This is a genomic window from Aeromonas sp. HMWF014, assembly GCF_963878295.1.
Taxonomy (GTDB): Bacteria; Pseudomonadota; Gammaproteobacteria; order Enterobacterales; family Aeromonadaceae; genus Aeromonas; species Aeromonas popoffii.
Genome location: NZ_CAWNYS010000143.1, coordinates 1 through 5,186 on the forward strand (window position 1 = coordinate 1; position 5,186 = coordinate 5,186).

Consider the following 5,186-nt stretch of genomic DNA (forward strand, 5'->3'; position numbering starts at 1 on the left):
CCAACAGCCAACAGCCAACAGCCAACAGCCAACAGCCAACAGCCAACAGCAAGATATTGCGCCAGATAGTCCATCAAGCCAGCAAAAGTTACACTTTCAGCATTAAATTCCACATATTGCGCAACTTGTTGCGCAATACAGAACCATTGACCACCCTCATCCACATTCCCCACTAACGCAGCATCGATGTTGAGCCGCACCAGCCCCTGCTTGAGCACCCAGAATATCGCCTGGCCCTTACCCCCAGCCTCTCGAGGATACGCTTGAGGTGAAAGGAAACTGCGCACTCAATTGTTACTCCCCCCGAAACACTGATATCCCTGCCCACGGCGCTTGGATTCCTTTTTGGCAAGGTATGCTGCATGGAGCAGCACTTTTTTTATAGCCACAGGATCATCTGAGAAAACTTCGTGCTGTCCCTCCTCTGACAGTTGAACCAACCCTCTCCTCCTACAAAAATCAATTGATACATCCGCTTCAAAGACGACTCGATGCCAAGCTACTCTAAGCTTGTTTGCCAGATTCATATTCTCAGACTTAAAGTTCCCCAGAGAGTAATAGGCATCCCCATTTAAGAAAAACATCAAGTGATAGTGAGGAACGACAGCCTCTGCTGTTTGCTCCCTCGCCCAAACATATCTAATTTCTGTTTTGCGAACTCTTTTCCCATTTGTAGCTTGGCGCATCTGATCCAGCACAAACAGTTTTTCAAGTTCCGCAAAGAATGCTTTCAGCACAGCGCCATGATAACGTGAACTGCCTTCTGATAGGATCCTGGTAAAAACATTATCAGGGAAGCGAAGGTCAACTCTAAAAGCAAAGACCCTAGAGTATTGAGTAAAAGCATCATTCATCACAGCAACAATTTTACTGAGGTTATCCTTATCGAAAGTATACCCATTTTTCTGGAAGTGGCGTTCAGCCGCCACTCGATATTCATTAAGAGTGTCAAACATATTAAACTCCATAGATAAAAGCATGGCCACATGCAGCGAATGTATGCCTGCATTAAAATTAAGGTAGCAGTTTGCAAGTGTGCACTAGCACACTTTCATTGAAGGTTTGAAACAGTGCTATCAACTTAGCGATATGATGGGTTATGGATTTTGGTATGCTGATGGTTACGACATCCACATGTTTGTACTGTCGATCTGCATACTGTGTATGCAGTTTTATTCGGTGTTTATTTTTACTCCTTATTTATATATTACTATTGCCGACACCAAAGTATTGAATGTAAAACCAACCTAATAACTCTAGCCCCTGATAGGACAAGACTTGTAGCATCAGCAACGAACTAATTCATTCCAATTACCCGTCAGAAATTATCCCTAGCGAAGATTTATTTTCTCTTCAATCCACAACTCTATTTCAGAGCTAACCCAAGCAACAGATCTTGGGCCGATCTTGACTGACGCTGGAAATTTCCCGTCATTCATCTGACGATAAACTGATGCCTTAGAGAGTGATGTCATTGCGATGACATCCTTCAATTTAAGTAACTTCATGATGAGCTCCTTTTGTCGTCCATACAAGGAGTCCCTCACGTAAAAAACATATATCATAAAAACGAAATAAATAAGTATTACATTTTTATTGTGCGCACGCTAAACATCGTAATCTGTAGCATACACATCTCTATGAAACTGGTGTTTACACACATGGATAAGCAATGAACATGCGATTGGTGATCTTATATACACGTGTTTAAAGCATTATCATGAACTGGATACTGTTTACCCTTATAGATAGCTGCACACTGAATGTTGAAGTGGGCATGGCTCTTCAATGTTGAACCCGCCCCTTCTCATCTCGTCCGGCTGTAGCTCTCATTAAATCCGTAATCCTAAAAAGCCACTCCACTGCTGACACTCTTTCATAGGCTCATCACTCACAGGATCAATAGACAGCAATGGCAGGTCATTTCAACGACATGCTGGCTCTACCTTCAGGAACTGCATGCTAGTGCGAAGAAAACGAAGAAATCATGATGCTTCATGTCAAAAAATCACACTAAAATCAATTGATAAACAATCTAAAATCAGTTAAAAACACATCACAAAATAACACAAAACAATCAACCAATTACTAAGTAACAAGCGAGTTCCCCACTATGTCAAAGAGTATCAATCGACCGCTATTCAACCTGAGCAAACGGGAATTAAATCTAGTTTGCAACATTCACCATGTTGATATAAATAAATTCAAACCGCTGGACTTATATGTGGATGATTTATTGTCTGCGATATTTAATAATCGCCAAAACGTACATAACCGAGTAAACCTAAAAAATATCCACAGCCATTTAGGAACAAATAACATCATTGTCCCACGTGAATCCCCTGAGTATTTTAAGGTGATGGCAAATGCAGAGTGTCTAGATCGTTCACACTTCGAATGGATTAACACTAATAATAATCGATTATGCAATTTTTTATGGGCATATGTGAATAGCGCTAAAACCCGAATATATAATAAAATCATCCATAGTAATTCATCCCTTGGGGATAATAAACCGCAGTCCATAAATGGACATGAACTTTACCTACCAGAAAATGCAATCATTGCGGAAAGCAACTCAAATGAATTTTATGAAAATAATGACTTTTACACTTTTGACAATATCTACAGGTTTAACTCCTCTATACCTAAAAGCAACGATGAAATAAAGGATAATGTCATTTCATATTTTGATACATGGAATGTTTTATTGGATGAAAAAGCAGAAAGCATAAAGACCCTTGAAAATAAATGGAATTTTATAAAAAACAATGACGACATTGAAATTTGGATAACTTTGCAAGAACTAGAAAAAACTAACTGGGCATGGTCTTATATACATAAGACAAAAACACCAAGCTGGTTTATAAACAATGGTAACACACATGACAAACGCAATGGGATAATTGCTACCTTTGATTTACTTCATGAATATAAATACAAAAGGGTACTGTTAAAGAAAAACATGCAATCAGCTTGGTCACAAAAGGCATATCGTGATAAAAACAATGGTAAAAAGGCAGTAAGTATTGTGCTATCTGAAGATATCATTAAAAAATTAGACTTCATTTGTCAAAATACAGATAGAAGAAAAAATGAGGTAGTCACAAGACTGATACGAGAAGAATATGAACAAATAAAAAAAGACGGACACTAGTCCGCCTTTTTTTATTTTACTTTTCTTACGAACTCAATAACATTCCCATGAAGATTAGTTTTTTGCGGCTCATTTTCTACTTCTAGTTCAACCAACTCGCCCCAGCGTTGCCATAGCATTTTTTTCTTATCATCATGTCGCGAACGATGATAGGTTCTAACCAATTTATTTAGTGGGAGATGATTCAGACATAATTCTATCACTCTCTCTTCTGCATCTAATCTCTCAGCCCAATTTGTTGCAGCACTACGCCGTAAATCATGTACAGTAAATGGTTCCATGTCAGATAAAGAGCGAGAAATAAATCGCCTTAAAGCTCTGGTTATCGAGTCAACTAAAATTGGTTCAATTACGTCACTTTTAGGTCTATCTGATTCAAAAACGAAGTCCCCGTTTACATATAGTGCCTGTTCATCAATCAACGCTTTCGCCTGTCGAGATAAGAATACCGAATGAGGCTTCCCATTCTTAGTATCAGGGATCGTCCAGATATCATCTCTAATATGTGAAAAACGCATATTAGCGACTTCGCCTCTACGACATCCGGTCAGTATCAATAGCTTGATCGCATTCGCTGCTGGCAGAGAAATAGTGGCATGGCGAGAAACGCCACGCCCTCCAGCCTCCAAGCTACCACCACTTCCAAGATCCTCATCAATCGCCTTCCATAGCCTGCGCAATTCGGGGACTGTCAGCCATCTCTCTCTTGGCGAACCGGCACTGGCACCAAAATCCTTGGGTCGCAACAGTCTCGCAGGGTTGGCCTCGATCAGGCAGTGAACTACCGCATAATCCAACATCTGGTTCAGCGTTCCCAGCCCCTTACGGGTTTCATCTTTTGTTGCACGTCGAGTGATCTCTAACGCTTGCGCCAAGTGGGCACGAGTCAGATCGATTAGACGAATATTACCCAAGCTCTTCTTAAGGTGACGATTCCAACGCTCCTGATGGCACTGGAGAGTCTTTGGTTTGACGGCCTGGGCAACATGCTGCGCTTCGAGCCATCGCCCAAGTAACTCATCCATCGTCAGGGCGGTTTCATTTTTAGCCTTTTCACTAGCAACATGCTTGCGTGGATCTATCCCTTTCTTTACCAAGGCAGCCAGCTCTGCATGCTCAAGCCTGGCTCGCGCCAACGACAATGCAGGGTAATTACCCAGAACAACTGCCGCCTGAGTACCAGCAATCCGATAACGATATACAAACCGCTTGCTCTTCCCAGCCCTAACTTCAATGGCTAATCCACCGCCATGGGGAGATTTCACCGCATAGCGGGTAATCGAAGCCTCCCCTTGCAAAATCAATGAGGGGATCTCTCGATCCTGAGTTACCGGTTTTCTTGCCATAGCATTCTCTCCCCCCTGTTTGGGGTACCACTTGGGGTACCACAGCAAACATGATATAGGGTGAGACTTCATGAAACTAGCTGAAACCCACAAAATGAAAAATAAACATTAAAAACAATGCATTACAATCTATTCTTCAACTTTATAAAACCTTCTGAAACACTACCGACCTTGGCTCCTAAGGGACAGGCCACTGGTTCGACTCCAGTCGGGAGCACCATATAAAACAAGGGGTTAGCATCATTATGGTGCTAACCCCTTGGTCGTTTTTGGCTTGGGTGTTTCTGCACATCCCAAATTCTCGAATGTGTCATCTTTTGTTACGGTATCTCTGCGTCAGCCTTGAGTACTAGGCAGACCATACAAGAACAGCGCTTACCATTCCTTAAGCGAATGGAAGCCCTGCATTGACCTTTTCGCCATGGAAAGAGTAAATGAGCAATGGATATCTACCGCTCATGTAGCCGCCACTTTACCTTCGAGATGCTGTTTCACTGTGGTGAAACGTGGCAGCGTATTCAATGCCCCAACTTACCCGAGCAAAATGACAGCTGGTTGGCCTACCGTGAACTGGCTACCCATATTCTCGACCCGCTGGTATACATGTTTGGACCCGTGTCACTCACCTACGGGTTCTGCGGGGCGCTGCTGCGTAAAACGATTCTGGCCAACCCCTCCCCCGG

The 5,186-nt window shown here is 42.2% G+C and carries 6 protein-coding genes; 2 read left to right on the top strand and 4 right to left on the bottom strand.

Annotated features, from left to right (window positions below; all coding sequences use genetic code 11):
* The 3 genes from AAC083_RS05575 to AAC083_RS05585 form a co-directional block, all read right to left on the bottom strand.
* A partial coding sequence (locus tag AAC083_RS05575) for a hypothetical protein (protein ID WP_258224612.1) occupies nt 1–218 on the bottom strand: 218 nt, incomplete at its 3' end.
* A 69-nt stretch (nt 219–287) separates the two neighbouring features.
* On the bottom strand, nt 288–956 hold the full coding sequence (locus AAC083_RS05580; RefSeq protein ID WP_181364662.1) for a YagK/YfjJ domain-containing protein: 669 nt from the start codon (nt 954–956) through the stop codon (nt 288–290).
* Between the two features lie 375 nt (nt 957–1,331).
* The gene (locus AAC083_RS05585; RefSeq protein ID WP_108536054.1) at nt 1,332–1,508 is read right to left on the bottom strand and encodes a helix-turn-helix transcriptional regulator; all 177 of its coding nucleotides are present in this window, start codon (nt 1,506–1,508) and stop codon (nt 1,332–1,334) included.
* 605 nt (nt 1,509–2,113) lie between these two features.
* Between AAC083_RS05585 and AAC083_RS05590 the strand changes: the two genes are divergently transcribed.
* Complete coding sequence (locus tag AAC083_RS05590) at nt 2,114–3,157, top strand: hypothetical protein (RefSeq protein WP_146181590.1); 1,044 nt, start codon at nt 2,114–2,116, stop codon at nt 3,155–3,157.
* 11 nt (nt 3,158–3,168) lie between these two features.
* Here the strand turns inward: AAC083_RS05590 and AAC083_RS05595 are convergent, their stop codons facing one another.
* Nucleotides 3,169–4,503: a tyrosine-type recombinase/integrase gene (locus tag AAC083_RS05595; RefSeq protein WP_108536056.1), complete on the bottom strand. Its 1,335-nt coding sequence runs from the start codon at nt 4,501–4,503 to the stop codon at nt 3,169–3,171.
* Nucleotides 4,504–4,944: 441 nt separating this feature from the next.
* Here AAC083_RS05595 and AAC083_RS05600 point away from each other — a divergent pair.
* On the top strand, nt 4,945–5,186 hold a 242-nt coding region (locus AAC083_RS05600; RefSeq protein ID WP_219927862.1), incomplete at its 3' end, for a hypothetical protein.

Excerpts from the sequence above, each read along its gene's own strand:
- AAC083_RS05580 (WP_181364662.1), bottom strand. The coding sequence starts at position 956 with ATGTTTGACACTCTTAATGAATATCGAGTGGCGGCTGAACGCCACTTC.
- AAC083_RS05595 (WP_108536056.1), bottom strand. The coding sequence starts at position 4,503 with ATGGCAAGAAAACCGGTAACTCAGGATCGAGAGATCCCCTCATTGATT.
- AAC083_RS05585 (WP_108536054.1), bottom strand. The coding sequence starts at position 1,508 with ATGAAGTTACTTAAATTGAAGGATGTCATCGCAATGACATCACTCTCT.
- AAC083_RS05590 (WP_146181590.1), top strand. The coding sequence starts at position 2,114 with ATGTCAAAGAGTATCAATCGACCGCTATTCAACCTGAGCAAACGGGAA.